At 63.9% G+C, this 26,891-nt stretch carries 27 protein-coding genes; 8 read left to right on the top strand and 19 right to left on the bottom strand.

What is annotated here, in order from left to right; translation table 11 throughout:
• Window positions 1-116: 116 nt before the first annotated feature.
• The 6 genes from WA950_RS02600 to WA950_RS02575 all read right to left on the bottom strand — a co-directional run bounded on the left by WA950_RS02600 (window position 117) and on the right by WA950_RS02575 (window position 7,306).
• Entirely contained in the window at window positions 117-1,556 is a 1,440-nt protein-coding gene (locus WA950_RS02600) for a diguanylate cyclase (RefSeq protein ID WP_424550123.1), read from the bottom strand.
• A 266-nt stretch (window positions 1,557-1,822) separates the two neighbouring features.
• A complete protein-coding gene (locus WA950_RS02595) occupies window positions 1,823-2,938 on the bottom strand; it encodes a TRAP transporter substrate-binding protein (RefSeq protein ID WP_424550122.1) in 1,116 nt (371 codons plus the stop codon).
• Window positions 2,939-3,004: 66 nt separating this feature from the next.
• Window positions 3,005-4,576, bottom strand: a complete 1,572-nt coding sequence (locus tag WA950_RS02590) for a TRAP transporter large permease (protein WP_424550121.1) — start codon at window positions 4,574-4,576, stop codon at window positions 3,005-3,007.
• Between the two features lie 18 nt (window positions 4,577-4,594).
• A complete protein-coding gene (locus tag WA950_RS02585; RefSeq protein ID WP_424550120.1) occupies window positions 4,595-5,143 on the bottom strand; it encodes a TRAP transporter small permease subunit in 549 nt (182 codons plus the stop codon).
• A gap of 130 nt (window positions 5,144-5,273) precedes the next feature.
• Window positions 5,274-5,918 (bottom strand): response regulator, encoded by a 645-nt coding sequence (locus WA950_RS02580; RefSeq protein WP_424550119.1) that lies wholly within the window; start codon window positions 5,916-5,918, stop codon window positions 5,274-5,276.
• The gene (locus tag WA950_RS02575) at window positions 5,915-7,306 is read right to left on the bottom strand and encodes a cache domain-containing protein (RefSeq protein WP_424550118.1); all 1,392 of its coding nucleotides are present in this window, start codon (window positions 7,304-7,306) and stop codon (window positions 5,915-5,917) included. Before WA950_RS02575 ends, WA950_RS02580 begins: the two co-directional genes overlap by 4 nt.
• A 211-nt stretch (window positions 7,307-7,517) precedes the next feature.
• Between WA950_RS02575 and WA950_RS02570 the strand changes: the two genes are divergently transcribed.
• The 3 genes from WA950_RS02570 to WA950_RS02560 all read left to right on the top strand — a co-directional run bounded on the left by WA950_RS02570 (window position 7,518) and on the right by WA950_RS02560 (window position 11,133).
• Window positions 7,518-8,972 (top strand): amidohydrolase family protein, encoded by a 1,455-nt coding sequence (locus WA950_RS02570; RefSeq protein WP_424550117.1) that lies wholly within the window; start codon window positions 7,518-7,520, stop codon window positions 8,970-8,972.
• 85 nt (window positions 8,973-9,057) lie between these two features.
• Entirely contained in the window at window positions 9,058-9,807 is a 750-nt protein-coding gene (locus WA950_RS02565) for a hypothetical protein (protein ID WP_424550230.1), read from the top strand.
• A 159-nt stretch (window positions 9,808-9,966) separates the two neighbouring features.
• Window positions 9,967-11,133: a pyridoxal phosphate-dependent aminotransferase gene (locus tag WA950_RS02560; protein ID WP_424550116.1), complete on the top strand. Its 1,167-nt coding sequence runs from the start codon at window positions 9,967-9,969 to the stop codon at window positions 11,131-11,133.
• Between the two features lie 6 nt (window positions 11,134-11,139).
• On the opposite strand, the gene WA950_RS02555 is transcribed toward WA950_RS02560, so the two are convergent.
• Complete coding sequence (locus WA950_RS02555; protein ID WP_424550115.1) at window positions 11,140-11,667, bottom strand: AAA family ATPase; 528 nt, start codon at window positions 11,665-11,667, stop codon at window positions 11,140-11,142.
• A gap of 104 nt (window positions 11,668-11,771) precedes the next feature.
• Between WA950_RS02555 and galE the strand changes: the two genes are divergently transcribed.
• Window positions 11,772-12,764: a UDP-glucose 4-epimerase GalE gene (galE, locus tag WA950_RS02550; RefSeq protein WP_424550114.1), complete on the top strand. Its 993-nt coding sequence runs from the start codon at window positions 11,772-11,774 to the stop codon at window positions 12,762-12,764.
• 1 nt (window position 12,765) lies between these two features.
• Here galE and WA950_RS02545 read toward each other — a convergent pair whose 3' ends face one another.
• The 12 genes from WA950_RS02545 to WA950_RS02490 form a co-directional block, all read right to left on the bottom strand.
• On the bottom strand, window positions 12,766-13,065 hold the full coding sequence (locus tag WA950_RS02545) for a chorismate mutase family protein (protein ID WP_424550113.1): 300 nt from the start codon (window positions 13,063-13,065) through the stop codon (window positions 12,766-12,768).
• A gap of 325 nt (window positions 13,066-13,390) precedes the next feature.
• Window positions 13,391-14,395: a cytochrome d ubiquinol oxidase subunit II gene (gene cydB / locus WA950_RS02540; RefSeq protein WP_424550112.1), complete on the bottom strand. Its 1,005-nt coding sequence runs from the start codon at window positions 14,393-14,395 to the stop codon at window positions 13,391-13,393.
• Window positions 14,385-15,803: a cytochrome ubiquinol oxidase subunit I gene (locus tag WA950_RS02535; RefSeq protein WP_424550111.1), complete on the bottom strand. Its 1,419-nt coding sequence runs from the start codon at window positions 15,801-15,803 to the stop codon at window positions 14,385-14,387. The genes cydB and WA950_RS02535 overlap by 11 nt, the downstream gene beginning before the upstream one ends.
• Window positions 15,804-16,028: 225 nt before the next feature.
• Complete coding sequence (locus tag WA950_RS02530) at window positions 16,029-16,268, bottom strand: hypothetical protein (RefSeq protein ID WP_424550110.1); 240 nt, start codon at window positions 16,266-16,268, stop codon at window positions 16,029-16,031.
• Between the two features lie 69 nt (window positions 16,269-16,337).
• Window positions 16,338-16,577 carry a hypothetical protein gene (locus tag WA950_RS02525; RefSeq protein WP_424550109.1) on the bottom strand — a complete coding sequence of 80 codons (240 nt, stop codon included), beginning with the start codon at window positions 16,575-16,577 and terminating at the stop codon, window positions 16,338-16,340.
• 60 nt (window positions 16,578-16,637) lie between these two features.
• A complete protein-coding gene (locus tag WA950_RS02520; RefSeq protein ID WP_424550108.1) occupies window positions 16,638-16,877 on the bottom strand; it encodes a hypothetical protein in 240 nt (79 codons plus the stop codon).
• 127 nt (window positions 16,878-17,004) lie between these two features.
• A complete protein-coding gene (locus WA950_RS02515) occupies window positions 17,005-17,262 on the bottom strand; it encodes a hypothetical protein (RefSeq protein ID WP_424550107.1) in 258 nt (85 codons plus the stop codon).
• 618 nt (window positions 17,263-17,880) lie between these two features.
• Window positions 17,881-19,050, bottom strand: a complete 1,170-nt coding sequence (locus WA950_RS02510; protein WP_424550106.1) for a M20 aminoacylase family protein — start codon at window positions 19,048-19,050, stop codon at window positions 17,881-17,883.
• Window position 19,051: 1 nt separating this feature from the next.
• Entirely contained in the window at window positions 19,052-19,870 is an 819-nt protein-coding gene (locus tag WA950_RS02505) for an ABC transporter permease subunit (protein ID WP_424550105.1), read from the bottom strand.
• Window positions 19,867-20,598 (bottom strand): ABC transporter permease, encoded by a 732-nt coding sequence (locus WA950_RS02500; RefSeq protein WP_424550104.1) that lies wholly within the window; start codon window positions 20,596-20,598, stop codon window positions 19,867-19,869. Before WA950_RS02500 ends, WA950_RS02505 begins: the two co-directional genes overlap by 4 nt.
• Window positions 20,599-20,667: 69 nt before the next feature.
• Window positions 20,668-21,450: a transporter substrate-binding domain-containing protein gene (locus WA950_RS02495; protein ID WP_424550103.1), complete on the bottom strand. Its 783-nt coding sequence runs from the start codon at window positions 21,448-21,450 to the stop codon at window positions 20,668-20,670.
• A 28-nt stretch (window positions 21,451-21,478) separates the two neighbouring features.
• On the bottom strand, window positions 21,479-22,252 hold the full coding sequence (locus WA950_RS02490) for an ABC transporter ATP-binding protein (protein WP_424550102.1): 774 nt from the start codon (window positions 22,250-22,252) through the stop codon (window positions 21,479-21,481).
• A 212-nt stretch (window positions 22,253-22,464) separates the two neighbouring features.
• Here WA950_RS02490 and WA950_RS02485 point away from each other — a divergent pair, with 212 nt between their 5' ends.
• From WA950_RS02485 to WA950_RS02470, 4 genes are all read left to right on the top strand, one after another.
• The gene (locus tag WA950_RS02485) at window positions 22,465-23,343 is read left to right on the top strand and encodes a dimethylarginine dimethylaminohydrolase family protein (protein WP_424550101.1); all 879 of its coding nucleotides are present in this window, start codon (window positions 22,465-22,467) and stop codon (window positions 23,341-23,343) included.
• A gap of 63 nt (window positions 23,344-23,406) precedes the next feature.
• Window positions 23,407-24,030: a TetR family transcriptional regulator C-terminal domain-containing protein gene (locus WA950_RS02480; protein ID WP_424550100.1), complete on the top strand. Its 624-nt coding sequence runs from the start codon at window positions 23,407-23,409 to the stop codon at window positions 24,028-24,030.
• Window positions 24,031-24,075: 45 nt separating this feature from the next.
• On the top strand, window positions 24,076-25,266 hold the full coding sequence (locus tag WA950_RS02475; protein WP_424550099.1) for a pyridoxal phosphate-dependent aminotransferase: 1,191 nt from the start codon (window positions 24,076-24,078) through the stop codon (window positions 25,264-25,266).
• Window positions 25,263-26,870 (top strand): 5-guanidino-2-oxopentanoate decarboxylase, encoded by a 1,608-nt coding sequence (locus WA950_RS02470; protein ID WP_424550098.1) that lies wholly within the window; start codon window positions 25,263-25,265, stop codon window positions 26,868-26,870. Before WA950_RS02475 ends, WA950_RS02470 begins: the two co-directional genes overlap by 4 nt.
• Window positions 26,871-26,891 lie beyond the last annotated feature (21 nt).

The raw sequence follows: 26,891 nt of genomic DNA, 5'->3' as shown, positions 1-26,891 counted from the left end.
AGGGATGAAGGCCAAGACATGCCGGTGGCGCATTCCCACAGCCCTGCGGGTCCGCTTCGACGGATCCTTGCCTACGCCCGGAACCATCTGACGTCGGTGAACCCTGAAGGGCAGGATCACGCTTCTCTTGCAGCCACCAGGGACATCATCGACATTTCCGAGCGGTCTCGTCCGGTGGTCTTGGCGCGATAGAGCATGGCGTCCGCCCTCGACAACATGTCGTCGATAAAGACACGGCCATTGACCGGATCGGCAATCGCAATCCCCAGGCTTGTCGTGATTGCAAGCGTTCTTCCGTCGTCCAGCGTCATCGGTTGACGTATTTCCTGGCGAATCCGGTCGGCCAGAGCGGCCACCTGGCTCTCCGAGCATTCGAAGATCAGTGCGGCGAATTCTTCGCCGCCAAGCCGGCCCAGCAAGTCCTGAGCACGCAGACATGCCCTCACGCGCTCCGTGAAAGCGACCAGGACCTTGTCTCCGACGGCGTGGCCGAACGTGTCGTTCACGGATTTGAAATGATCCAGGTCAAACATCAGGATCGCGCATCGCTGCCGGGTGTCAGTGAGATTTTTTTCCGCGTATTCGCGGAACGCCTTGCGGTTCGACACGCCTGTCAGCGGGTCGTGCGTGGCGAGATGGTGAAGCTCGGCGAGCAGATCGTTTCGGCTTTGCATCACGCATGCCAGCATGATCGGCGCGACGGCGATCAGGGAAATCCCCAACCGCAAGGAAATGAGTGTCATCTCGTCATAGGCCTGGGCCGGGAGGTATTCCGTCGAGATGACGAGCAGGGTCAGCACGACGAACAGCAATGTGAGGATCGCGGTCGGGAAAACCCGGTAGACAAGGCCACACCAGAGCAATGCGGGGACGGGAAACGCAATTGCGCCGGGGCCGCCGATCAAGGCGGCAGCCAGGAAGGACAGGATGAGCGCTGCGGCCGGAAGAATGTCGAGAGTCTTCAATGCGGTCGTTTTTTCAATCCCTTGCCGCAAGGTGAACCAGCCTGGCGCAGACAGAATGATGGGCAGGATCGCTACGTAGTTGACGAATTCCGTCACGAACCACAACGTCCAGCCGCCGAGCACATCGCCATCGAACAGGAGGGGATTGGCCACGCCCCCCACCACGCCGGCTGCAGCGCCGCCTGCTGCTGCGGCAAGCAGCAGATGCAACATGGACGCCGGTTCCCGCAGGCCCGTCCGGGCGGCGGGAGACCGCGTATAAACCAGATACGCCGCCGCGACGCCCGCCAGATTGGCTCCGTTCAGGACCAGGGTCTTGATCAAACCGGAGCCCGTCAGCAGGTCGGCGGCCACGAATGCGATGCCGCCGGCAATCCACCCCGATGGATTGGCTGCTGCCGGCATCCGGCAAAAAAGGCCGAGCATCACGGCATTTGCCGGCCAGAATGTCGCCAGGAAGCCGACGGGCCGGGTATAGATTCCAAACAGACAGGAAAAAAAGACCGCCATAGCGACGATCAACGGCGGGAGCATCGGCCACATGCGCGGCTGCGTTACATGCAAATCATTGAAGAGCGGATTGCGGCCCATGCAACTGCCTCCTCGAACACACTATCAGGAGAGCACCCTAGCCCACCTTGTATTCGTTTCGGTTAATGCGCTGCATCGTTTTTGAGCATTGCCCGCAATGGTTCTGTTGCGAGCCACCTGCTATTTGAGGGCTTCAGGCGGTAATTGCAGCGCGCTGCACCTTGATCGGGGGGGCCTGGCGCACAAGGTCGCCGCGCACCCAAACCGTGTGGCGCATGCACGCGCCACACGGTGTCTCTGCGCAAACCCGGTCGTCCGGGCCTGTCTTACTGGCCTGCGGCCTGTGCGGCGTAGACGTAGCTGTCGTAGCTGTATTCGGCGACGCGGAACCACTCGAAGGATTCGTCGCGGAATTTCTTCCAGCCGGGATAGATCTTCGCCCAGGCAGGATGCTTCTCGCTGTATTCGGCGTAGAGCTCGAAGCTTGCCTTGTGGGCGGCGTCCATCACGTCGCGGGGCAGCGGGCGCAGCTGGACGCCCTTGCCGACCAGCGAGCGGATCGCCGTCGTGTTCTTCACGTCATACAGCGCCTGCATGTTGATGTTGGCGGCCTTGCAGGCGGTGTCGAGCGCCACCTTGTAGGTCTCGGGCAGCGCCTCGTACTGGCTTTTGTTGATGAAGAAGTGGATCGTCAGCCCGCCCTCCCAATAGGCCGGGTAATAGTAATAGGGCGCGATCTGGTAGAAGCCGAGGCGTTCGTCGTCATAGGGGCCGACCCATTCGGCGGCATCGATAGTGCCGCGTTCGAGCGCCGGATAGATGTCGCCGCCCGGAAGCTGCTGCGGCACGACGCCGAGCCGCGACATGACCTCGCCGGCAACGCCGGCAATGCGCATTTTGACGCCCTTGAGGTCGGCGAGCGTCTTGATCTCGTTGCGGAACCAGCCGCCCATCTGCGCGCCGGTGCCGCCGCCCGGCTTGCCGACGATGCCGTATTCGGCAAGGAACGCATCGTAAAGCTCGTTGCCGCCGCCATGGTAGAGCCAGGCATTCTGCTGGCGGGCGTTGAGGCCGAAGGGAATGGTCGAGCCGATCGCGAAGGTCGGGTTCTTGCCGGTGAAATAGTAGCCGCAGGTATGGGCGATTTCCACGGTGTTGTTCTGCACGGCATCGATCGCCTGCGGACCGGGAACCAGTTCGCCGGCCTGGAAGACCTGGATCTGGAACTTGCCCTCGGTCATCTTCGACAACGCCTCGGCCATGACGACGGCGCCGCCGTAGATGGTGTCGAGGTTGTTCGGGAAACCGGATGTCAGGCGCCAGCGCAAGGTCGGCAGTTCCTGCGCGATTGCCGGGGCCGCGAGCGATGCGCCGGCGACCGCTGCGGCGCCGCCGAGTGCGCCCTTGGTCAGAAAGTTGCGGCGGTTCAGGTTGTCAGTCATCGTTTCCTCCTCGGTTGACTGCCTGGCCCGGCCGGCACGGATGCCGACCGGAGCCGTTGGTTGGGTTCAGTTGGACTTTGCGGGCTGACCGAAGCTTGGCTGCGGCGAGCCGAATTCGGGCGTGTCCGTTCCGAAGGCCGGCGTCGAGCCGTCGCCGGATGTTTCAGGTGCGCCGAAAGGCTGCGTCGGCGTGCCGAACGGATTTCCGCCTTCCGCACCGGGCATCGGCACGTTGAGCTGGATCGTCGCCGGATCGACCGCCGCCACGCCGGACTTGTAGTGGGTGACGAGGCCCGGGAACGCCACAACGACGGCGACCATGAACAACTGGATGCCCAGGAACGGCAGGGCGCCCATGTAGATCTGGCCCGAGGTCACCGGCTGGATCGTCGCACCGGTCACCCTGTCCTTGTAGGCCCGGCTGGGCGCCACCGAACGCAGGTAGAAGAGCGAGAAGCCGAAAGGCGGGTGCATGAACGAGGTCTGCATGTTGATCGCCAGCATCACGCCGAACCAGATGAGGTCGATGCCGAGCGCATCGGCGACCGGCGCCAGCAGCGGGATGATGATGAAGGCCAGCTCGAAATAATCGAGAAAGAAGGCCAGGAAGAAGACCAGCAGGTTGGCGATGATGAGGAAGCCTATTTCCCCGCCGGGGATGGAGGTCATCAGGTGCTCGACCCAGATATGGCCGTTGACGCCGTAGAAGGTCAGCGAGAAGACACGCGCACCGAGCAGGATGAAGATCACGAAGGACGACAGCTTCGCCGTGGCGTAGAGCGCCGATTTCATCATGGAGAGGTCGAGGCGGCGGTTGCCCGCTGCCAGAATGAGGGCCCCCATCGCGCCCATGGCGCCGCCTTCGGTCGGCGTCGCCAGGCCGATGAAAATCGTACCCAGCACCAGGAAGATGAGGATGAGCGGCGGCACCAGCGACGTCACCACCTTGCGGGCCAGCTTCCAGCCCCGCAGCGTGCGGGCCTGCGGCGGCAGCGCAGGCACGCTGGTCGGGTGCAGGATCGACATGATGATGATGTAGCCCGCATAGATGGTCACCAGCAGAAGGCCCGGCACCAGCGCACCCTTGTACATGTCGCCGACCGAGCGGCCGAGCTGGTCGGCGAGGATGATCAGCACCAGGCTCGGCGGGATGATCTGCGCCAGGGTTCCGGACGCCGCAATGGTTCCGGCCGCCACGCGCCGGTCGTAGCCGTAGCGCAGCATGATCGGCAGCGAGATCAGACCCATCGAGATGACCGAGGCCGCAACGACGCCGGTGGTGGCCGCCAGGATGGCGCCGACGAAGATGACCGCGAAGGCAAGCCCGCCGCGCACCGGACCGAACAGCTGGCCGATCGTGTCGAGCAGGTCCTCCGCCATGCCGCTTCGTTCCAGGATCAATCCCATGAAGGTGAAGAACGGAATGGCGAGCAGGGTTTCGTTCGACATCTGGCCGAAGATTCGGTCGGGTACGGCGCCGAAGAGATTGATCGGCAGCAGGCCCATTTCGATGCCGACAAAGCCGAAGACGAAGCCGACGAAGGCCAGTGCGAAGGCGACGGGATAGCCCATCAGCAGCACGACGATCAGCGACAGGAACATAATGGGCGCGAGATTTTCCGCGAAGAAAGCAAACATGGGATCGTATTCCTGGCGTTAGAGCGTCTGGGCTTCGACGTCGGCAAGCGCGGCCGCGTCGGGCATGTCGCCCCGAAGGATCGCGATGCGTTTGATCAGTTCGGAGACGCCTTGCAGCGCCAGCAGGCCGAAGCCGATGGGGATCAACGCCCAGACCGGCCAGAGAAGCAGGCCGCCGGTATTGTTCGACACCTCGCCGCTCAAGAACTTCGACACCACGATCGGCCAGGAGAGATAGATCGTGATCAGACAGAAGGGGAACAGGAAGAAGATCGTGCCAAGAATATCGACCCAGAGCTGGGCCTTGCGCGACATGTGGCCATAGACCAGATCGACCTTCACATGCTCACTGCTCAGCAGCGTATAGGCCGCCGCAATCAGGAAAACGGCGGAAAACAGATACCACTGCGCTTCCAGCCAGGCGTTGGAGCTCAGGTTGAAAAGCTTGCGCGTGACAGCATTGATGGAACTGATCAGAACCGCGGCGAGCAAGAGCCACGCCACTGCTTTTCCGATAAACGTGTTGAGCGCGTCGATGGCGCGCGACAGTGACAAAAGGCCTGGCATGGCGAATTCCTCCCCAGCCGGCACCCTCCGCCGACCGTCTCGGAAATCCGTATGGCGTCCCTATAGAGGGAACAAGATGGTGAAGACTGGCAAATAAATCTGCCTACCCAGTAGTGGGTAGGCGCCGGCATCAACTGTCCTGCGGACTAAAACCCATGTCGATTGCGTAGCGAATGAGACCGGCGGTCGTCGAAATCGAGAGCTTCTTCTTGATGTTCTTTCGATGTGTCTCGACCGTCGCCTCGGAAATGGTGAGCGACTGGGCGATGTCACGGTTGCTCTTACCGGATGCCAGCAGCATCAGCACATCGTGCTCGCGGGTGGTGAGCGGGTTGACGGGCTCGGCCGGCCGTCGTTCGAGCAGGACGTCGGACACGCCGGAGGAAAAATAGGTCCGGCCCGCGGCGACGGTCTCGATCGCGGTGACGATCTCATCGGTCGAAACGTCCTTGAGGACATAGCCCGAGGCGCCATGCATGACCGACGCCGAGATATATTCGCGGCTGTCATGCATCGACAGCATCACGATGCGGCAGTCCGGCAGCTGGGCCTTGAACAGCTCGATCGCTTCGATGCCGCTCAGTTGCGGCATGTTGATATCGATCAGCACCACCGCCGGCCTGGTGCGCATCGCGACCTCCAGACCGGCCCGGGCCAGTCCAGCCGTGCCGACCACCTCGATATGCGGGAATGTCTCAAGGACCGCCCGCAGGCCATCGAGAACCAACGGGTGATTGTCGATGAGGACGACCCTGACCGGCTTGACGTCGTTCATGCAGCTTCCGTCCGTTTCTGCGCGCTGATATTGGCCGAGAGCGGCAGCATTGCCGTCAGCACCGTTCCCTCCGCCGTGCTTTTGACCAGGAGCAGGCCACTGAAATGCGCCATGCGTTCCTGCATGTTGCGAAGACCGAGGCCGTGCTGGTGCCCGTCCCGTGTGCCGCCGCCATCTTTTTCGAAACCGTTGCCATTGTCGGCGATCATCATCCGCATGCGGCCACGGGCGTTCCACAGCTTGACCTGCACTTCGGCTGCGCCGGAATGCCGCTCGATATTGTTCAGCGCCTCTTGCGCCACCCGATAGAGCGCCGTGCTTGCTTCCGGCTTCAGCGTGTCCTTGCCGACATCGGCCTCCAGCACCGTGCGAATCCCGGTCCGTTCGGAAAAATGGTTCGCCAGGGCGGTCAGGGCCGCCGTCAGGCCCAGATCGTCCAGCGCGGGCGGGCGCAGGTCATGCGACAGCCGGCGGACCTCCTTGATGGCGCCGTTCAGAGCTTCCACCCCCTTGTCGATCGCGCCCGACGCGTCGGCGGTGTGGTTGCGGACCTTGCGGCCGGCAAGGTCGATGGCATAGCGAACACCGACGAGGTTCTGCGATATGCCGTCATGCAGTTCCCGGGCGAGGCGCGCGCGTTCCTCCTCCTGGGTATCGATGATGCGCTGCGTCAGCGCCTTCAGCTTTCCGTCCGCCATGCGCCGCTCGCGCAGCGTGACGAGCATGCAGGTGGCAAAGACCACCATCACGGCAGGCACGGCGATGAGGGCGACCACCAGAAAGGTGCGGCCGATCTTTGCCCGCAGGTCCGCCTTTGCCGCGGCCGTCTGGGCGAAGACGTCATCGAGATAGACGCCGGTTCCCAGCATCCACCGCCACTTGTCCAGCCCCATGGCGAAGGACAGCTTGTCGGCCATCTCTGCCGATGACGGCTTTTCCCATTTGTACTGGTGCAGCCCGCCGCCTTCCTTCGCCTTCTCGATCAGGTTGGCGATCACCCGGTCGCCGTCGGGGTCGGTCAGGTCCAGCCAGTTGTGACCCGGCCGGAATGTCTGCCTCGGATGGACGACGTTGTTGCCATCGTAATCGTAGACGAAGAAATAGCCGTCCTTCCCGTAGTCGAGCGACGTCAGGATGCTGCGGACACGATCCTTGGCAGCGTCGTCGTTCGCATCCGCCGAGGCATAGACCTCCTCGATCGCCGAGCGGGCGAGATTGGTGAGGTTGAGAAGCTCGGTTTCCTTCGCCTTCAGCATGTTGCGCTCGAACGTGTCGATGCTGCTCTGGGCGAGGCTCGCCGCCTGCCAGGTGATGAAGGCGGTTATGGTGAGGATCGCAATGACGAGGGGAACGATCGCAAGCGCGACGATCTGGTGGCGAAGGTTCACGGCACTCCCCGGGGTTTGGTGCTGCACAGTACTGGCGACCTGCAAGGCGGCCGACGCTAGCGCGAGCCGAAACTTTGCACCAGACGCATTTCTAATGCAAAGCGCGTCACCGCCGGCAACCATTACAAGCAGGACGGCAGTTCTATCGGTTGAAGAGAATCAAGGCCTTTGGCATAAGAAACCCTCCGGTTGAGAAAAAGGACATGTCGCGTTGTTTCGCCTAGGTTCGAGATACCAGCACCTTACGCATACCGGCCCTTGCGCCTGCCATGGTCCGCAAGTCCAGCAGCTCTTCTCCCGAATCGACAAGGGCCTGTCCCGCCGCTCGATCCTGAAGGGCATCGCCGCAAGCCTTGCCGCGCCTGTTCTGGGCGGCGCAGGCTCCGCTTTCGCGCAGACGCCGGCAAAGCCGATCCTGCTCACCAACGTCAACATCTTCGACGGGACGAACGGCAAGCTTGTCGAGGGGCAAGGCGTGCTCATCGAGGGCCGTCTGATCAAGGCGCTGGTCGGCTCCGGTGAAACGGTCGACAATGCCGACATCATCGACTGCGGCGGGCGGACCCTGATGCCCGGCATGATCGATGCCCACTGGCACACGATCCTTGCCGGCATTTCCCAGATGACGGCCATGACGGCGGACATCCCCTATGTCCATCTGATTGCAGCACAGGAGGCCGAGCGCACCGTGCTGCGCGGCTTCACGACCGTGCGTGATGTCGGCGGCCCGTCCTTCGCCCTGAAGCGCGCCATCGACGAGGGACGCATCGCCGGGCCGCGCATCTATCCGTCCGGTGCGATGATCTCGCAAACATCGGGACACGGCGACTTCCGCATGCGCACCGACCTGCCGCGCACATCGCAAAGCGATCTCAGCGTCGCCGAGCAGGCCGGCATTTCGGCCATCGCGGATGGCGATGCAGAGGTGCTGCGCCGGGTGCGCGAGCAGCTCATGCTCGGCGCCAGCCAGATCAAGATCATGGGCGGCGGCGGCGTGGCGTCCGCCTATGATCCGATCGACGCGCTTCAGTATTCGGAGAGCGAAATGAAGGCAGCCGTATCCGCGGCGGCCGACTGGGGCACCTATGTCTGCGTCCACACCTACACATCCGCCGGTATCCAGCGCGCCCTTGCAAGCGGGGTGAAGTCCATCGAGCATGGCCAGCTTGCCGACGAGGAAACCGTCAAGCGCATCGCCGATGCGGGCGCCTGGTGGAGCATCCAGCCCTTCCTTGCCGACGAGGACGCCAATACCTATCCCTCGCCGGATCAGCGTGCCCAGCAGCAGAACATTGCAGAGGGCACCGCCCGCGCGGTCGAACTCGGGCGCAAGCACCATGTCCGCATGGCGCTCGGCACCGATATTTTGTTCAACCCCAAGGGAACCGCGACCCAGGGCAAGCAGCTCGCCAAGTTCGCCCGCTGGTACGATGCCGCCGACGTGCTGCGGCTGCTGACCAGCGGCAATGCCGAACTTGCCGGCCTTTCCGGCGCGCGCAATCCCTATCCGGGCAAGCTTGGCCATATAGAGGCGGGTGCCTATGCGGACATTCTCGTGCTCGACGGCAATCCGCTGGAGGATATCTCCCTGATCGCCGATCCAGAGCGGACCATGAGGCTCATCATGAAGGATGGGCGCATTCACAAGAACACGCTTTCAGCTTGAAGAGGACACTCAGTTGAACCGGTATGCTTTCATTCTTGCGCTCGCCGGCCTGTGCGGCCCCCAGGCTGCCCATGCCGCCGATGCCATGGCCGACCGATTTGCAGACCCCGCGCCCGTCGTGGACACGAGCCCGAACTGGGCCCTGCAAATCACGCCCTATATGTGGGCCGCAGGCCTCAAGGGCGACATTTCACCGTTCCGGCGCGCTCCGACGATCGGCGTCGAGAAGTCGTTCTCCGACGTCATGGACGACCTCAACTTCGGCGGCTTCGTGAACCTCTGGGCGCGCCATGACCGGTTCGTCCTGTCGGGCGACATGATGTATGTCGACACCACCGACAGCCATGCTTTCGGCCCCCTGCCCGCCCTGCCGATCCCGCTGCCGCCGGGCACAATCATCGAGGGAAGCGTCGACAGCAAGCAGTTCATGGCCACCTTGCAGGGTGGCTACCGCGTCCTCGACACACCGGATTTCACGCTGGATGCACTGGCGGGCGCACGCTTCTGGCATATTTCGAACGACGTGACGGTCAGCGCCCTCGGCATGTCCCGCACCTACGGGGAAAGCTTCGGCTGGGTCGATCCGGTGGTCGGCCTGCGCGCATTCCTGCCTCTGACCGACAAGCTCTCCGTACAGGCACAGGCGGATATCGGCGGATTCGGCGCGGGAGCGGACTTCACCTGGTCGGCGATGGCGACGGTCAACTACACCATGACCGACCACCTATCGATCTCTGCCGGCTACAAGGTGCTCGACGTCGACTACAGCAGCGATGGCCATGTCTACGACACGCGCCTGAGCGGTCCGGTTCTGGGTATGACGCTGCGGTTCTGATCGGGAAGACAGGGCGCTTTCCTGCCGGTTGTCTCCCATCACCGATTTCGATGAATCCGTCAGCGAAACTCGCGTGAATCATCGTGCAAAACCGGCTAGACCTTGGCCGCTTCGTCCAGCCGGGCGAAGCGGGATTTGCGGTTTGCCGGAGTGATTTTCATGAGCATCGTCGAAAGCCTCAGCCCCCGCTCGCTCCGGGCGCCGGAGAGCGGGATCGTCGAAGTCGTCAACTATGCGCGTGGGCGCGACGGGTTGATTCCGCTGTGGGTCGGCGAAGGAGATCTGCCGACGCCGGAATTCATTGCGCGCGCGGCGTCCGACGCCCTGTTGCGGGGCGAGACCTTCTATACCTGGCAGCGCGGTATTCCCGAGCTGCGTGCGGCGCTGTCGCGCTACTATGCACGACGCTTCGGCGCGACGCTGCCGGCCGAGCACTTCTATGTCGTCGGCTCCGGCATGCAAGCGATCAAGCTCGCCATCGAGGCCCTCGTCTCGCCGGGCGACGACATGGTCTACCTGACGCCAGCCTGGCCGAACTTTGCGGCAGCAGCCGAACTGTCCGGCGCCAATCCCGTTGCCGTGCCGCTCGATTTTGCCGGCGGGCGCTGGCAGATCGACCTCGACCGCGTCGAGGCGGCGATCACGCCGAAGACCCGCGCGATCTTCGTCAACACACCGTCGAATCCGACCGGCTGGACGGCAACGCGCGAGGACCTGAAGAACCTCCTTGCCATCGCGCGGCGGCATGACCTGTGGATCATGGCCGACGAGATCTATGCGCTCTATCACTATGCCGGCGGGCGCGCGCCCTCCTTCCTCGACGTAATGGACGAGGGCGACCGGGTGGTCTGCGTCAATTCCTTCTCGAAGAACTGGTCGATGACCGGCTGGCGCGTCGGCTGGATCGTCGCGCCGCCGGAAATCGGCCAGGTGCTGGAAAACCTCATTCAGTATTCCACCTCGGGCGTGCCGCAATTCCTGCAGCAGGGCGCGATCGCCGCCCTCGACGAGGGCGATGCCTTCGTGCAGGCCAACATCGACAAGGCGGCGAAGAACCGCGACGTCTTCTGCGATGCGCTGATCGCCACCAACCGGGTGGAGACGCTGAAGCCGGACGGGGCGCTCTATGCCTTCCTGAAGATCGACGGCGTGACGGATTCGCGCCTTGCCGCGCTCGATATCGTCGATCGCACGAGTGTCGGCCTTGCGCCCGGCACCGCCTTTGGTCCCGGCGGCGAACTCTTCATGCGCGCCTGCTTCCTGCGCGATCCCGGGCAGGTGGCGGAAGCAGCCGACAGGCTCGCCCGCTACATCGCCGCCCGCTGAGGCCGGTCACAGCCGGGCGAGCACGAAATCCGCGCGCTCGGCGACCGACACTTTCGGCAGGATGACTGTCTCGTAGCCGAGCATCGGATAGGTTTTCGCGAGGCGCTCATATTCGGTGAGCGCCGCATCGAACCCGTGCCGGCGCTCGGGATCGCCGGCATAGATCTTCGGCCAAGGCGGCGTAAGGAAAACCCGCCCGTTGTAGCGGTGCTCCCTCGCAAGCGCCGCCAGCACCGGCTCGCCGCCCGATGCTTCCAGCGCCGATGCGGCATCGATCAGGCCGCGATCGAAGAAGACGAGGCCAGGCTGGTCCCGCATCGCCGCGCGGTCGGCGAGCGCCAGGGCGATGGCGCGGCGGGCAAAAGCGGCAAGGTCCAGCCACGGCAGGGCGCTGCCGCCGGTCGCCAGTTCCTCCTGCACGATGCGGCGGCCGGGCTCATCCACAACGGCATGGCCGCGCCTGCGCAATTCTTCCAGCAGGGTCGATTTCCCCCCGCCGGAGCAGCCGGACAGAACGATGAAGCGATCGGACATATTCTTACCTTTCTGAAGCGGGAAAACGGCCCGGCGCGATTGCGGTTGCGTCTTACCTGCAAGCAGGCTGATATGCCTGAAATTCAGACGATTCGGAGAATGACATGGCGGTTCTGGTAACGGGTGGTGCGGGCTATATCGGCAGCCATATGGTCTGGGCGCTCGCCGATGCCGGCGAGGAGGTCGTGGTTCTCGACCGGCTTTCCACCGGTTTTCGCTGGGCCGTAGCTCCGGAGGCGCGCTTCTACGAGGGTGATATCGCCGACGCCGCGCTGCTTTCCACGATCTTTTCCGAAAACCGCATCGATGCGATCATCCACTTCGCCGGATCGATCATCGTCCCGGAATCGGTCTCCGATCCCCTCTCCTACTACGAGAACAACACGGTCAAGTCACGCGCCCTGATCGCCGCAGCCGTCGCGGCGAAGGTGCCGCATTTCGTCTTTTCCTCCACCGCCGCCGTCTACGGCACGCCGGACGGCACCGAACCCGTCGTGGAAACCGCAGCGCTCCGGCCGGAATCGCCCTATGGCTCCTCCAAGCTGATGACCGAGATCATGCTGCACGACACGGCCGCCGCGCATGACTTCACCTATACAGCGCTGCGCTATTTCAACGTGGCGGGGGCCGATCCGCGCGGCCGCACCGGTCAGTCGACCAAGGGCGCGACGCATCTCATCAAGGTGGCAAGCGAAGCGGCGCTCGGCAAGCGCGACGGCATGGACGTCTACGGCACGGACTACCCGACGCCCGACGGCACCTGCATCCGCGACTATATCCACGTCTCCGACCTTGCCAATGCGCATCTGAAAGCGCTCCAGCGCATGCGCGCGGGCGGCGGTTCGATCGTCGCCAATTGCGGCTATGGCCGCGGCTTTTCCGTTCTGGAGGTTCTGGAACAGGTCAAGGCCGTCTCCGGCCAGGATTTCCCGGTGCGCTTTGCCGAGCGCCGGCCGGGCGACGCGGTGCTCATCGTCGCCAATCCTGCCGTCGCGATGAAGGAACTGGACTGGACGCCGCAGCACGACGACCTCGCCTTCATCGTCCGCACCGCGCTCGATTGGGAAGACCACCTCGGCAAGCGCAACCAGCGCTGACCTATACCTCTCCGAGCAGAGTCTTTTCATGCGCAATGGCGCGGTCGATGAGTTGCGCCCAGATTTCTTCGTAGAAATCGCCGTCAAGGCCGTGAGCCTCGGCATTGCGGTGCGCGTTCTCGCGCACCTGCCGGACGCGCTCCGGTACGTCAGCGGGAATGCCGAGGCCCGACTTGATCTCGGCGGCCCGGCCGATAAAGCTCCAGCGTTCGGCAAACAGTGCCATCAGCGCGTGGTCGACCCGGTCGATGTTTTCCCGGATTTCCGCCATCGTCGTGCAGTCTGCGGCAGTTTTCGCCATACCGGCCTCCTAAAGTTGGGACCCGGATAGCAGAGGAATGTTTTGGGGGGAAGGCATAGAGGTGCCGCAAGACACAAGGCCACATGCAGGCCCGGGGGTTAGGCAAAAGGAGGGTGCGGTCCTGTCTTTCGCCTGCGGGCCTGCATGCTGGCCGAGGCGGAACCTAAGCAAACAAGCTGGCGCGAGGCTGGAAGCCATTACGTAACGTGAAGTCACGTTCCTATGACGAGCTTGATGGCAAGACCGAGGATCGTCACCGCCAGAACGCCGCCGGCCCAGAGGCCGACGAACCACATCAGCTTGCGACCCGTCGAGTGCTCCGCCATCAATGATACCCCTCCTCCGGATCGACCTTGCCGCGGAAGACCCAATAGGCATAGGCGGTGTAGGTGAGGATCATCGGCACCAGAACCACCGCGCCGACAAGCAGGAAGGCAAGGCTTTCCTCCGGGGCCGCCGCCTGCCAGATCGTCAGCGAGGCCGGCACGATATAGGGGTAGAAGCTGATGCCGATGCCGACGAAGCCCAGCACGAACAGGCCGAGCGCGGCAAGGAAGGGCCACGAATTATGCTCCGTGCGCAGGCCATGCACCAGAAGCGCGAAGCAGCCGAGCACCAGCAGCGGCACCACCAGGGAGAAGGCGAGGGTCGGCCAGCCGAACCAGCGTTCGAAATAGAGCGGCTCGAGGAACGGCGTCCACAGGCTGAAGACGCCCATGGCGACAAGCGTGCCGATGCCGGTCTTCAGCGCGTAGCCGCGGGCGCGGGCGGCAAGCGGACCACTCGTCTTCATCACCAGCCAGGTGGCGCCGAGCAGCGCATAGCCGATGACCAGCGCAAACCCCGTCGCGATGGAGAACGGCGTCAGCCAGTCCCACCAGCCGCCCGCATAGGCCCGGTTTTCGACGGGTATGCCCTGCACAAGCGCACCGAGCGCAATGCCCTGCATGAAGGCGGCCACCATCGAGCCGCCGGCAAATGCGATGTCCCAGAGGAACTCGCCGCGCCGCGTGCGCCAGCGATATTCGAAGGCGACGCCGCGGAAGATGAGCCCGAGCAGCATCAGCACGATCGGCATATAGAGCGCCGGCAGGACGGTCGCATAGGCGAGCGGAAAGACCGCCATGAGCCCGCCGCCGCCCAGCACCAGCCAGGTCTCGTTGCCGTCCCAGACAGGGGCGACGGAATTCATCATGACGTCGCGGTCGTGCTTCTCCTTGAAGAAGGGAAAGAGGATGCCGACGCCGAGGTCGAAGCCGTCGAGGATGACATAGGCGAGCACCGCGAAGGCGATGATGCCCGCCCAGATGAAAGGAAGGTCAAACGCCATGGTGGCTGCTCCCGGGCTTGGTGGCGATGGCGGCGGCAGGCGTTATGCCGGCCGAACGGAGCGGGCCTTCGGCGAGATCCGGCGTGGGATCGCGCGGCAGGCGGCCCATCAGGCGCAGGATGTAGAAGGTGCCGGCGCCGAAGACGAGGAAATACACCACGATGAAGGCGATCAGCGACGTGGCGACGGCAGGCGCGGCGATCGGCGCAACGGAATCGGCCGTCAGCATATGGCCATAGACCGTATAGGGCTGTCGGCCGACCTCCGTCGTCACCCAGCCGGCAAGCACCGCAACGAAGCCGGCGGGCCCCATCAGCACGGCGGCGCGGTGCAGCCAGCGGTTCTCGCCGAGCGTGCCGCGCCAGCGACACCACAGCGACCAGAGCCCGAGGCCGAGCATGGCGAAGCCGATGGCGACCATGACGCGGAAGGACCAGAAGACAATGCCGACCGGCGGCTGGAGTTCTCTCGGCACGGTGTCCAGCCCGGCGAGCGGCGCATTCAGGTCGTGCTTGAGAATGAGGCTCGACAGTTTCGGGATTTCTATCGCGTAGTCGACACGTTGCTCTGCCGAATTCGGAACGCCGAAAAGAATGAGCGGCGCGCCATCCGGATGGCTCTGGTAGTGCCCCTCCATCGCCATGACCTTGGCCGGCTGATGCTCGAGCGTGTTGAGACCATGCATGTCGCCCGCGAAAATCTGGATCGGCGCGACGATCGCCGCCATCCACATGGCCATGGAGAACATCTTCCTCGCGCGCTTGGGCGCATCGCCGCGCAGCAGATGATAAGCGCCCACCGCTCCCACGACCAGCGCGGTCGTCAGAAAGGCGGCGAGAACCATATGCACGAGCCGGTAGGGGAAGGAGGGATTGAAGATCACCGCCCACCAGTCGACCGGCACGAACTGGCCCGCCTCGTTGACGGAGAAGCCGGCAGGCGTCTGCATCCAGGAATTCGCGGCGAGAATCCAGGTGGCCGAGATCAGCGTGCCGACGGCGACCATAAGCGTGGCGAAGAAGTGCAGTTTCGGGCCGACACGATTGAGGCCGAACAGCATGACGCCGAGGAAGCCCGCCTCAAGGAAGAAGGCGGTCAGCACCTCGTAGCCCATCAGCGGCCCGATGACCGGCCCAGCCTTGTCGGAGAAGACGCTCCAGTTCGTGCCGAACTGGTAGGACATGACGATGCCCGAGACAACGCCCATGCCGAAGGCAAGCGCGAAGATCGTCTTCCAGAAATTGAAGAGGCTGAAATAGACCTCGTCCTTCGTCCAGAGCCACAGTCCTTCCAGCACGGCGAGGTAGCTCGCAAGGCCGATCGAGAAGGCCGGGAAGACGATGTGGAAGGAGACCGTGAAGGCGAACTGGAACCGGGCAAGCAGCGTTGCGTCCAGCGTTTCGAACATGGGCCACGTCCTTTCTGAGGCGGCCGCAGGCTGTTCGCGCTGTCGGCACACCTAAGAATGTGGCCCGAAACAGGCAAAGGTCAATTCTGCTCAGGCATTCACGTTGCCGCACCGCGACAATCGCCCGCGTGCGGCATTTTGCACTTCCAGAAAAACCTCAAAACGGATGAAGCTCCCGGTGGGGCAACCGGGAGCTTCGAGAGACGCCATTTCTGGCGCCAGCACTCAGTTGCCGTTAACGGGGGCAACCGAGCGATAGTCACCGCGATCGTGCGGCTGGGCGACCTGCGCCGTGACCTTGTCGCCAATGCTGTTGGTGCGGAACGAGTCGACCTTCGTCTGGCTCTGCACGGGAGCCGGCGCACCGCCGACATAGTAGTCGCCGCCGGCAAAGGCTGCGGAGGCGCCAAAGGCGGAAGCTGCGACGAGGGCGGCGGCGAAGGTGGTGGTGAGGGTCTTGGTCATGGTCGTATTCCTTGGCTCAAGTCTTGGGAGGTGGATGGCTGGCCAGCATCTCGCTGGCCGAGCGAATGATTAGTTGCCGTTGACCGGCGCAACCGAGCGGTAGTCGCCGCGATCGTAGGGCTGGGCGACCTGCGTCGTGACCTTGTCGCCGATGCTGTTCGTGCGGACCGTGTCGATGCTCGACTGGCTCTGCACGGGGGCCGGCGCACCGCCGACATAGTAGTCGCCGCCGGCAAAGGCTGCGGAGGCGCCGAAGGCGGAAGCTGCGACGAGGGCGGCGGCGAAGGTGGTGGTAAGGGTCTTGGTCATGGTCGTAATCCTTGGTTCAAGTCTTGGGAGGTCTGTTGAGAGGCCAGCGGCTGGCGAGCGTTAGCTGGCGTTGCCGGGTGCAACCGAGCGGTAGTCGCCGCGATCATAGGGCTGGGCGACCTGCGTCGTGCCGTTGTCGCCGATGCTGTTGGTGCGGACCGTGTCGATGCTCGACTGGCTCTGTACGGGGGCCGGTGCGCCGCCGACATAGTAGTCGCCGCCGGCAAAGGCTGCGGAGGCGCCGATGGTGGAAGCCGCGATGAGAGCAGCGGCGAAGGTGGTGGTGAGGGTCTTGGTCATGGTCATAATCCTTGGTTCAAGTCTTGGGAGGTCAGTCGGTCGGCCGGCTTTACGCCGGCCAGCCAGCACTGAAGGGGTTGGCCAGCGCTATGTTGGCCGGCCAACGCTCTACGGGGTTAACGGGGGGTTAGTTGACGTTGCCCGGTGCGACCGAGCGATAGTCACCACGGTCATAGGGCTGAGCTTCGGCGGACTGGCCCTGCATGACGAAGTGCTTGTTGTTGCCGATGCTGCTCGTGCGGACCATGTCGACGTTCGTATGGGTCTTCACGGCGTCCGGCGAGCCACCGACGTAATAGTCACCGCCAGCGAAGGCTGCGGATGCGCCGAAGACGGATGCAGCAACGAGAGCTGCGGCGAAGGTAGCATTCAGGGTCTTTGTCATTGTCGTATTCCTTTCCTATCTCTGTCGGTAGAAACGGCGGTGTGGTCGTGCTCGGATTGCCGGGGCGTGCCAGTTCGGGCGCTCACAGCTCTCTTTGCTTCAACAGTTCCGACATCGTCATTCCCTTGGGTTGATTTCCGGAAGCGGGTTGGTCCGCTTTCGTGAATTAAAGATGGTCCCTCAATTTGTGGGACGCAAGGGTCTGCAATTGGAAACAGCTGTCAACGTTTGTTGAACAGTGGAAATCGGCTTTCGGCCGAGCGGCAAGAACGGCTCAAAAATGCAAAAACCGTCCACGTGGACGGTTTTATGGATGTAAAAAACGCCGCACCAACATATTGATTTTAATTAATAATTTTCGAAGACCCGAAAAGGCGATGTGCGAATCCAGCCAGAATCAGCCAGGCGCACGCACAACGTTAGGAATTGTGGCGGTATATGAAAAAAGGAGGATTTCAAGAGTTTCACGAATGTGTGACATGTCAAAAAACAGTCACAAAACGACCTGCCGCGTGATTTCAATTGTGACGAAACCATGACGCCTGATCACGCGAGGCGGGTCGCTGACCCGCCTCTCATCGCCAGAATGGCGGATATGATTCACGCTCCGCGCCGCTTTCAGGCAGAACGCAGATAGTGCTCGGCAAGCTCCGTCCAGAAGGCGGCGCCGACCGGCAGGAGATCGTCGTTGAAATTGTAGCCGGGGTGGTGCAGCGACCTGTCGTTCTCGCCGCTCTTGCCCCCGAGGAAGAAATAGGTGCCCGGCCGCTCCTTGAGCATATAGGCAAAATCCTCGCTGCCCATGAAGGGGCGTTCGAGGTCCACCACCTTTTCGGCACCGGCAAAGCGGGTGGCAAGCTCGCGCACGAGGTCGGTCTCGGCCTTGTGGTTGACCGTCGCGTCATAGAAGCGCTGGTAGTTCACCGTCGCGCTCATGCCGTAGCTTTCCGCCTGCCGCTCGGCGACGAGGCGGATGCGCCGCTCCAGCTCGTCGCGCACACCTGCATCGAAGGACCGGATGCCGACGACGATCTCCGCGCGGCTCGGGATGATGTTGCTCGCCGAACCCGAATGGAACGAGCCGACCGTCACCACCGTCGGGTCGAGCGGATGGATATTGCGCGAGACGATGGTCTGCAGCGCCATGACGATCGACGCGCCACAGACGATTGGATCCAGGGTTTCCTGCGGTTCCGCGCCGTGGCCACCGACGCCGTTGACGGTAATACGCGCCTCATCGACCGCCGCCATGATCGGCCCTTCGCGAAGCGCGAACTGGCCAAAGGGCAGGCCCGGCTCGTTGTGAAGCGCGAAAACGGCATCGCAGGGGAACCGGTCGAACAGCCCCTCCTCCACCATGATCCTGGCGCCGCCGAAATTTTCCTCCGCTGGCTGGAAGATCAGGTGCACGGTGCCGTCGAAATTGCGCCGTTCGGCAATCGCCCTGGCCGCGCCGAGCAGCATGGCCGTGTGTCCGTCATGGCCGCAGGCATGCATCTTGCCCGGCGTCTTGCTGGCATAGGCCAGCCCGGTCTCTTCCTGAATAGGCAGCGCGTCGATATCGGCGCGAATGCCGATCGACTTGCGGCTGGTGCCGTTCGTCAGCGTTGCGACGAGGCCGGTTTTGGCAAGGCCGCGCGTGACCTTGTAGCCATAGCCTTCCAGATGGCGGGCAATGACATCCGAGGTGCGCACCTCCTCAAGGCCAAGTTCGGGGTGTTCGTGCAGGTCGCGGCGGATCGCCACCATTTCCGGCATGGAGTTCTTGAGGGTCGTGTGAATCGTCATATCAGGCACCACGCGTCGGGATCTTGCTTTCGAAGTAGCGGAAGCCGACCACCAGAACGGCGGTCAGGCAGAGATAGATGAGGGCCAGCAGCAGCAGCGGCTCATAGGTGATGAAGGTTTCCTGCCGCACCTTGGAAATGACGGCATAGACATCGATCACAGTGATCGTGGCGACGAGCGGCGTCGCCTTGAGCTGCAGCACCGTCTCTCCGGTCAGGGTCGGCAGCGCCCGATGCACGGCGCGCGGCAGCCAGATGCGGCGGAACACCGTGAAAGGGCTCATGCCATAGGCGCGGGCTGCTTCCAGCTCCCCAGACGGAACGCCCGCAAAGGCGCCCCGCATCACCTCCCCCTCGTAGGCGGCGAAGGAAATGGTCAGCGCCGCCGCGCCATAGGGCCACGCCTCGCGCAGATAGGGCCAGAGAAACGAGTTGCGGATTTCCGGGAACTGCGGAAACAGCGAGCCCAGACCGTAATAGAGCAGCCAGAGCTGGAGCAGCAGCGGCGTGCCGCGGATCACCGTGCAGAAGATCCGCGCCAGCATCTTCAGCGGCCACGGCCCCGTCACCTGTACGAGGCCGATCGGCACCGCCAGGAGGAAGCCGAGGATGGCGGTGGTGAAGAGCAGCAGAAGCGTGACGCCGACGCCATAGACGAGGCGGCCCGAATATTTCGGCACCCAGTCCCAGCGCATGAACCAGACGATGCAGAAGACGAGAATGGCGGCGATCGCCATCAGCACGATGCGGTGCGGCTTGAAGAAACTCGCCTTCGACGGCAGCTCGTTGAGTGCGAGGGCGGAGACGGTCTGCTCGCTCATCGGGAGGTCTCCACCATGCCGCGCCGGTAGTGGCGCTCGATGAAGCCGATCAGCACGTTGGAGACCAGCGTGATCGTCAGATAGAGCGCGCCCGCCGCGCAGAAGAAGAGCAGATAGGCCTTGGTGGCGCCGGCAGCCTGGCGCGTCACCAGCGTCAGTTCGCTGAAGCCGACGACGGCGAGCAGCGCGGTATCCTTGGTGGCGATCAGCCAGAGATTGGAAAGACCGGGAATGGCATGCGGCAGCATGGCCGGCAGCGTGATGCGGCGCATGACCTGCACCGGCGACATGCCATAGGCGCGCGCCGCTTCGATCTGCCCGGCCGGCACCGCCTTGATCGCCCCGCGCAGCACCTCCGTCGAATAGGCGCCCTGCACGACGCCGATGACGAAAATCCCCGCCGCCAGACCGCTGATATCGACAGGTCCGAAGCCAAGGAGCGCCGAGAGCTGGTTCAGCACGTCCGTGCCGGCATAATAGAGAATGAGGATCAGGACGAGTTCGGGAACCGCCCGCACCAGCGTCGTATAGACCTCCAGCAGATCCTTCGTGACCGGGCCGCCATAGAGCTTGCCCATCGCGCCGCCGGTGCCGAGCGCAAGGCCGAGCGCATAGCCGCCGACTGCGATCTGGATGGAATTCCAGAGGCCCGCCAGAAGGACGCCGCCCCAGCCGGGCGGCGAGAGCGCAAGCAGGCTCCAGTTGATCAGCGATCCGGCATCGGCCATGGGGTCTCGCATCCGTTTGGAAAGAAGTGCCGGCGGCAGAGGCCGCCGGCATCAGGCAGAAGCAGGCGATCAGCCGCCATAGACGTCGAAGTCGAAATACTTCTTCGAGAACTCGTCATAGGTGCCGTTGGCGCGGATCGCCTTGATCGCGGCGTTGATCTTGTCCTTCAGTTCCGTATCGCCCTTGCGCAGGCCGACACCGACGCCAAGGCCGAGAATATCCGGATCGTCCTTCACATTGCCCTTCTTCTCGCAGCAGGCAGCGCCCTGTTCGGATGAGAGGAAGGCGTCGAGCGCGATGGAATCGGCCTGCACCGCATCGACGCGGCCGGCGGCAAGGTCGTTGTTCGCCTCGTCCTGGGTCTGGTATTCCTTTACGGTCGCACCGTTCTCGCCGAAATACTTGTTGGCATAGACCTGGTGGATGGTCGCGACCTGGACACCGATCGTCTTGCCCTTCAGCCCTTCCGGCGTGGCATCGAAGGCGACGCCCTTCGGCCCGATCACCCCGGTCGGCGTGTTGTAGTACTTGTCGGAGAAGTCGATCGTCTCAAGGCGCTCCGCCGTGATGGACATGGAGCCGATGATCGCGTCGATCTTGTTGGAGGTCAGCGCCGGGATGATGCCGTCCCAGGCGACGGGCGTGATGACGCAGTCGAGCTTGGCTTCGGCGCACATCGCCTTCATGAAGTCCACTTCCCAGCCTTCCCAGTTGCCCGAGGCGTCCGGCGAGGTGAAGGGCGGATAGGGCTCGGCGGCAAAACCGACGCGGACCTGCTGTGCCGCGGCGCCGGAGACGGCGGCTAGGCCGATCGCAGCGGCAAGGGCGATTGTCTTCAAGGCACTCTTCATGATCTTCCCTCTGTTGGTTTCTTGCTTCTCAGTGGATGGAGCTGATGAATTTCTTCAGCCGCTCCGATTTCGGTGAGCCGAAGATCTCCTCCGGCGGGCCCTGTTCCTCGATGACGCCGTCCGCAAGGAACACGACGTGGCTGGCGACGTTGCGCGCGAACTTCATCTCGTGCGTGACGAGGATCATCGTGCGCTTTTCCTTGGCGAGGTCGCCGATGACGGAGAGCACCTCGCCCACCAGTTCCGGGTCAAGCGCCGAGGTCGGTTCGTCGAAGAGCATGACATGGGGCTGGATGGCGAGCGCGCGGGCAATGGCGGCGCGCTGCTGCTGGCCGCCGGACAGGAAGGCCGGATAGGCGTCGCGCTTCTCGTAGAGCCCGACGCGGCGCAGCAGGGTTTCGGCCCGGCCCACGGCCTCGTCCTTCCGGACGCCGAGCACATGCACCGGCGCTTCGATGACGTTTTCGAGAATGGTCATGTGCTGCCAGAGATTGAAGCTCTGGAACACCATGCCGAGGCGGGAGCGGATGCGCTGAACCTGCCTGCGATCCGAAGGCACCATGCCGCCATGGCCGTCCTTCTTCATGGCGATCGTCTCGCCGTGGATCGTCACCGTCCCGGCGCTGGGCAGCTCCAGCATGTTGATGCAGCGCAGGAAAGTCGACTTGCCGGAACCCGAACCGCCGATGATGGCGATGACGTCTCCCTCATGCGCGGTCAGCGATACGCCCTTGAGAACTTCGAGTGGCCCGAAGCGCTTGTAGAGCTCCCTGACCGCGATAGCCTCGGCGCGTTCCGTCATCGTGGACAGACTTCCAGCGCACGGAAAATCGATGCATGGATCATGCCAAACTCCCCAGTTTTCAGCGTCCCCGCGGGCATCTTCGGCCCGTCGTCTCGTCTTGTGAAAAGCATCGTGGCACTTGTGAAGAAATTATTCAAGCGTATAATAAATGCGTCGCTGACTTTTCCGCCAGCGCCCGCCCACGATCCATTTTCCTTGAGGAGCATCGAATGACCGCCTACGGTTCGCAGGAAATGTCGGCCCCCCTGTTGCGCGTTCTGATGCGCCGTCCCGGCGCCAGCCTGAAGGCCGCTGATCCGGCCAAATGGCACTACGGCCCGACCTTCGATGGCGCCCGCGCGGTTCACCAGTACAAGGCCTTCACCGACCTGGTCGAAAAATCCGGTACCGAGATCATCTGGCTCGAAGACGAGGGCGACGGCCTTGCCGACGCCATGTTCACCCACGACCCGTCGCTGATGTCCGACCACGGCGCGATCCTCTTGCGCATGGGCAAGCCGCTGCGCGTCGCCGAAACCGCCCTGCACGAAAAGGCCTATGCCGAGCGCCAGATTCCGATCCTCGGCCGCATTTCCGGCGAAGGCACCGTCGAAGGCGGCGACTGCATCTGGCTCGACGCCAAGACGCTGGTCATCGGCCGCGGCGTGCGCACTAACCAGGAAGGCATCGACCAGATTTCCGCAATCCTCGCCCCCCACGGCGTCACAGTTCTCGCCTATGACCTGCCGCTCTGGCAGGGAGAGGAAGCCTGCCTTCACCTGATGAGCGTGATGAGCCCGCTTGCCGAGGATCTTGCGCTCGTCTTCGCACCCCTGCTGCCGGCCGCCTTCTACCAGTTGCTCAAGAAGCGCGGCATCCGTCTCATTGAGGCGCCGGCCGACGAATTCCACGCCAGCAACGGCCTGTCGCTCAACGTGCTGCCCACCCGCCCCAACGAGGTCATCATGGTGGAAGGCTTCCCGGCCACCAAGGCGGCGATGGAAGCGGCAGGCTGCACCGTCGAGACATTCGAGGCCGATGCGTTGTGCATCGCCTGCGAGGGCGGCCCGACCTGCCTGACGCGGCCGGTGCTGCGCCGCGCGGCATGAGCAATTCCAGCAAGAGTGCGTAGCGGTTTTGCTGGAATTGCGTAGAAACCAGAGGAGGAAGAAATGGCCCGCCGGACCTTCCATCGCGCCCCTGAAGCCGAACGCCGCCACGACCTGATCGAGGCGACGCTCGACTGCATCGCCGAATATGGGCTCGAGGGCGCGACGGTCCGGCAGATCGCCATCAAGGCAGGCGTCACGGCGGGCCTCATCCGGCACTATTTCCAGTCCAAGGAGCATATCCTCCAGGAGGCCTACCGGATCGTCATCGGGCGGCTCACCGAAAAGGCCGAGCGGGTGACGGGCGACCCGGAAACCCGGCTGCGCGACTTCATCGTCATCAACCTGACGGAACCGGTCGCCAATAGCCGCAGCCTGTCGCTCTGGGCCTCGTTCATCAGCCGTGTCAGCGTCGATCCCGAACTCGCCGCGATCCACCGCGAAGGGTATCTGAGCTTTCGCAACGCGCTGGAAGCCCTGCTTGCCGATTTCCTCGCCGAGCGCGGCGCGGATGCCTCGCCCGAGCATTGCCGGCGGCTTGCCATCGCCATCAACGGCCTGCTCGACGGCCTTTGGCTCGAAGGCTGCCTTGCCGGCGAACTTTTCGGCGAAAGCGAACTGGTCGAGATCGCACTGACCTCGATCGAAACACTGCTCGGACTAAGCCTCAGACCCGCCGACGCGTGAGCGCCGGCGAATAAACGATACGACATTCCCATGCGGAGGACGGCCATGCGCTACGCATCCATCACAGAACGGCTTCAAAGTCTCGGCTCGGAGAAATGGGCCATTCATGCAGAAGCCCGGCACATGAAGGCGCAAGGCCAGCCGGTCATCGAGCTGACCATCGGCGAGCCGGACGTGCCGCCGGACCCGACACTGCTGGCCGAGGCCGTGCGCGCCATGCATGCCGGCCGCTACCGCTATTCCAACGGCCGGGGCGAGCCGCCCGTCGTGGAGGCGCTGGTGCGCAAGTACCAGAAGCGCCGCAGCGACGTGACCGCCGAGAACGTGCTCTGCTTCCCCGGCACCCAGACCGCCCTCTTCGCCGTCATGCTCGGGCTTGTCGAGGCGGGCGACGCGGTGCTGGTCGGCGACCCGCTCTATGCCAGCTACGAGGGCGTCATCCGCTCGACGGGCGCCGACTGCATCACGGTTCCGCTGCGGCCGGAAAACGGCTTCCACATGAAGGCCGCCGATCTTGAAGCGGCGATCACGCCTGAATGTCGCGCGCTGCTGCTCAACACGCCGCACAATCCGACCGGCGCGGTGCTGAGTGCAGAGGAAATCGCCGAGATCGGCGCGGTCTGCCGCAAACACGACCTCTGGATCGTCTGCGACGAGGTGTATGAACAGCTCGTCTTCCGCGGCGTTTTCGCCTCGCCCTTCGACAATCCGGACCTTGCCGAGCGCACCATCGTCGTCTCCTCCATCTCCAAATCCCATGCCGCGCCAGGCTTTCGCAGCGGCTGGGCAATCGGCCCCGCGGAATTCTGCACGCGCCTGCTCGCGGTTTCCGAGACCATGCTCTTCGGCGGCCAGCCCTTCATCGCCGACATGACCGCCTATGCGCTCGACAATCCAATTGCGACCGCCGCCATCATGCGCCAGAGTTACAAGGCGCGCGCCGCCCGCTTCGCCGAGACCCTGTCGCGCGCGCCCGGCCTCGTGCCGCTGCCGCCGGAGGCCGGCATGTTCATCGTCATCGACGTTTCAGACACCGGCATGAGCGGCGAGGAATTCGCCTGGGCGCTGCTGCGCGAGGAACTCGTCGCCGTCATGCCCGGTTCTGCCTTTGGCAATGCGGCGGAAGGTTACATCCGCCTGAGCCTGACCGTACCCGATGCCCATATCGACGAGGCCTGCCGGCGCATCGCTGCGCTCGCCGCGCGAACCGTAGCCCCTAAGGAGCGCCGTGCATGACCACCAAGACTGTCGGAGAAGTTCTCGTTGACCTGCTGGAGGCCAACGGCGTCGAGGTCGTGTTCGGCATTCCGGGCGTGCACACGGTCGAGCTTTACCGTGGCCTTGCCGCCTCGAAGATCCGCCACATCACGCCGCGCCACGAACAGGGCGCCGGTTTCATGGCGGACGGCTATGCCCGCGTCTCGGGCAAGCCGGGCGTCGCGCTCGTCATCACCGGCCCCGGCCTCACCAACACCATCACCGCGATGGCGCAGGCAAGGCAGGATTCCGTGCCGATGCTGGTGATCTCCGGCGTCAACAGGCGCGATTCGCTCGGCCATGGCCACGGCCTGCTGCATGAACTGCCGGACCAGCAGGGCATGATGAAGACGCTGGCGCTCTATTCGCACACGCTGCTCAACCCCACCGACCTGCCGCTCGTCGTCGAGCGCGCCTTTGCCGTATTGCTGTCCGGCCGCCCCGGCCCGGTGCATATCGAAATCCCGACCGACGTGATGGCCAAACCCATCGAGACCGCCAGCTTCACGGCTGCCGCCGCGACCCGCCCGCGTGCCGATGCGGAAACCCTGCAGCGCGCCGCGATCCTCTGCACCAATGCCTCACGCCCGGTCATCCTTGCCGGCGGCGGCGCGATCACGGCGGAAGAAGAAATCCGCGAGCTTGCCGAACGCATCGGCGCGCCGGTCGTCACCACGGTCAACGCCCGCGGCATGCTCGCCGGAAGTCCGCTCTGCGTGCCCGCCAGCCCCAGCATGAAATCCGTGCGGCGCCTGCTCTCCGATGCCGACCTCGTCGTCGCCTTCGGCACGGAATTCGGCCCGACGGACTACGACATCAATGTCGACGGCGGCTTCCCACGGCTGAAGACGCTGATCCGCATCGATATCGATGCAGCCCAGCTCGCCCGCACGCCGCAATCCGGCCTGTCGATCTTTTCCAGCGCCAAGACGGCAGCGGCCGGCATGCTCGGTTTCCTCGAAGGCCACAAGCCGATCGGCAATGGCGCGGCCCGCGCCGAAAGCGCGCGCAAGGGCGCCTGGAACGAGCTGACGCCGAAGATGAAGGCGGAGGTCGGTGTCATCGACGCGATCTGGCGCACGCTGCCCGATGCGATCATCGTCGGCGATTCGACCCAGGCCGTCTATGCCGGCAACTACTATTGCGCAGCGCCCCGTCCCCGCAGCTGGTTCAACGCCGCGACGGGCTATGGCGCGCTCGGCTTCGCCCCGCCGGCCGCCATCGGTGCGGCGCTTGCCGAGCCGGATGCGCCGATCGTCTGCCTCGTCGGCGACGGCGGCCTGCAATTCTCGCTATCCGAAATCGGTTCGGCGGCGGATGCGGACGCCCGCGTCATCTTCCTCGTCTGGAACAATGACGGCTATCAGGAGATCGAGAACTACATGGTGGATGCCGGCATCACGCCGGAAGGGGTCAAGCCCTCCGCGCCGGACTTCATCGCCATTGGCGCGGCCTATGGCGTGCCCTCCGAACGCCTCGCCGACGTGCGCGACCTTCCGGCCGCATTGGAGCAGGCGGGCGCACGCAAGGGCCCGAGCCTTCTCGAAATCCACCAGACGAAGACGGCTGGCGCGACGGCCTGACCGCAACGTCCACCATGTAAA

Origin of the sequence: Shinella sp. (genome assembly GCF_049651085.1) — a bacterium.
In the GTDB taxonomy this organism is placed as follows: Bacteria; Pseudomonadota; Alphaproteobacteria; order Rhizobiales; family Rhizobiaceae; genus Shinella.
This window is presented reverse-complemented; position numbering and strand designations above follow the sequence as displayed.